This window comes from Microbacterium sp. (genome assembly GCF_036277215.1).
Classification (GTDB): Bacteria; Actinomycetota; Actinomycetes; order Actinomycetales; family Microbacteriaceae; genus Microbacterium.
In genome coordinates, this window is sequence record NZ_DASUNI010000157.1 from 1 (window position 1) to 2,345 (window position 2,345).

The window sequence follows — 2,345 nt, forward strand, 5'->3', positions numbered from 1 at the left end:
CGGACCTGACCACCCAAGCCTTCCCCGTACTGGATGCTGCAGTGGGTCGCCCATTCTGACGCGTAGTCCCAGATCTCCACCCAGTTGTGGATGGACAGCGGATGTCCGTAGGGGTCGTTGGCGCGCACGAGCCGCCCGATACGGTCCCAGTCCTCCGGGCTCTTGTCGAGCAGCAGGTCGTACTCGTTGGCCAGGGACCACCACACGTTCGGGAACGCGGAGAGTCTACGGACGACGTAGCTGACGTAGCGGTCGTCGGCTGCCTTGCCGAGATGCGCGAAGCCCCAACGGTCGTACGGGTGGAAGAGGATTAGATCGGCGTCGATCCCGAGGTCGGCGAGTTGCTCGACGCGCTGCTCGAGGGCACGGAAATACTCCAGGTCGAACCGCTCGAGGTCCCAACCGTCGTCCGTCCGAGGAAAGACGAATCGGTCGGGCTCGTTGGCGTTGTAGAGGAAGTGCTTGGGAAACAGGCTCATCCTCAGCTTTGAGAAGGAGGTCTTCGCCAACGACTCGAGGGTTTGCTGCTGGAGTGCGTCGTCCTGGTGAGTCCAGGCGTACGCGGTGGTGCCGAGCGGGGTGAACGGGGTGCCGTCGGGGTAGGAGAAGTGGAACCCGTCGGCGCGGACGGGGCCTCGGGCATCGGACGGTGCGACCGCGACGGAACCGGACAATCCGTCGAGCGACCGCGCGTTGGACTTCGTGACGTACTCCCACGTGCCCGCCTCGCTCGGAAGGAAGCGCACCGCATAGCGACCGTCGCCGTCGTAGAAGCCGCCGACCTCGACATGGTTCTCCCCCGCCGAGAATCGAGCGGTCAGCTCGACGTCCGTGAAGGGGTTGCCGTGCGACGGTCCCGCGATCGCGACTTCCAGCATCCGGTTCGCGACGGCGCCGGACGGCTCAAGGACCGATGCGCTCGCACGCTCAGTGTCCGCGCTCTCGTAGTCGGCGGGCGGCACGATCGGCGGGACTTCGCGTGGGCGGGGAGTGAGATCCTCGATCTGCGTCAGGCGGTCTAGGAGTTCGGCCACCCGCGGGTCGGAGGGCTCCAGGATGACGCCGAGGATCAATCCCAGCGGAAAGGGGTCACCGCTGGTGGCCAGCGCAGAGTCGAGCACTTCCGGTGCGATCTCATTCACCACGTTGCGTGCATCCGGCTGAGCGAGCACGTCCTTGAGCGCGGAGCGTGAATGGAAAGTGGTCATGACTGATCCTTCTGATGGTGGTCGAATATCTGTCGCCGGACCCGGGGAGGGCGGCCGCGCGCTGCGCCCATCGCCCCCAGGCGTCGTTCACTCCGTGACGACGACCCGCACGCGGTCGATGTTCTGCAGAAGCGCGTACTGAGCGTCCGGGTTCCCATCACGCTCGGCGGAAACGCGCACACCCACAAAGTAGGTCCCCGGCTCGGTGAAGGTGTGCGTCGCCTTCGCCGTCAGTACCTGCTTCGGCTTGTTGATCTCTCCGGCGACGTACGCGCCGTCGCCCTCGAAGTCCCATTCGACCCGGATCATCTCACCGCCGCCTTCCGGAGTGCGTACCACCGCCGAGAGCTTCACGGGCTTGCCTACCCTCGCCTTCACGACGCGGTCCGACCGGGACTCGAGTTCTACCGTCGGCTGGAGGCCGTCGCGTTGCCCTGCGAGCTCTGGAACGACGATCTGAGCGTCCTCGACCGCATAGCGGGTGGAGTCGGGAGCGGCGGCGCCGCCTTCCGCCCACACGGCGACGTCCCGGAGGGCCTGCTCGACGATGCCGTACCAGTTGATGAGGTGCTTCGCCCGCTCTCCCGCGACGGGCGCATCCTGGTGATCGGCGTGGTCGTTTAAGTAGACGCGGTAGGTGTTAGCGGCCGCGTCGCCGAGTGCCGCCTCGATGCGCTGGCCGTACCAGTCCGTGTGCCAGGCCAGCGCATCGGTGTCGTACAGGTTGGCGATTGCGATGACCTTGCCGTTGACCGAGCCGTCGAACGCGGCGTTGCCTGAGGCGAAGCCCGCGAAGCCGGGAGCGGTCACGGGGCGCTGCGGGTACAGCGGGGTTCCGTCAGGGTTGCGGAACTGGTCGAGTCCGACCCAACCTTCGGTCTGTGCGGGCACCTGATAGCGGTAGTAGAAGCGGTTCGCGATGTTCCAGCGATGTCCGATCGTGTCGCCCATCTCGATCAGCTCTGCCCGGACACGCTCGCCGAGCGGGGACTGCTCGGTCCCGAGATAGCCGTCGGCGTTCCAGAAGTCCTCGACGTAGGTGGGGTCGTATGCGAGCGGGGCGTCGGAGTCCAGTCCGGCTCCGTAGTACTCCGCCGCGTAACCGAGCAGGTAGTCGGGGTACTCCCAGCCCTTCCA

2 protein-coding genes are annotated in these 2,345 nt (G+C 66.3%); both read right to left on the reverse strand.

Translation table 11 applies throughout. From position 1 onward, the window contains the following. On the reverse strand, nt 1-1,208 hold a 1,208-nt coding region (locus VFX99_RS07980; protein WP_329665764.1), incomplete at its 3' end, for a DUF5060 domain-containing protein. Nucleotides 1,209-1,295: 87 nt separating this feature from the next. Further along, the coding region (locus tag VFX99_RS07985) for a PKD domain-containing protein (RefSeq protein WP_329665765.1) at nt 1,296-2,345 on the reverse strand (1,050 nt) is incomplete at its 5' end.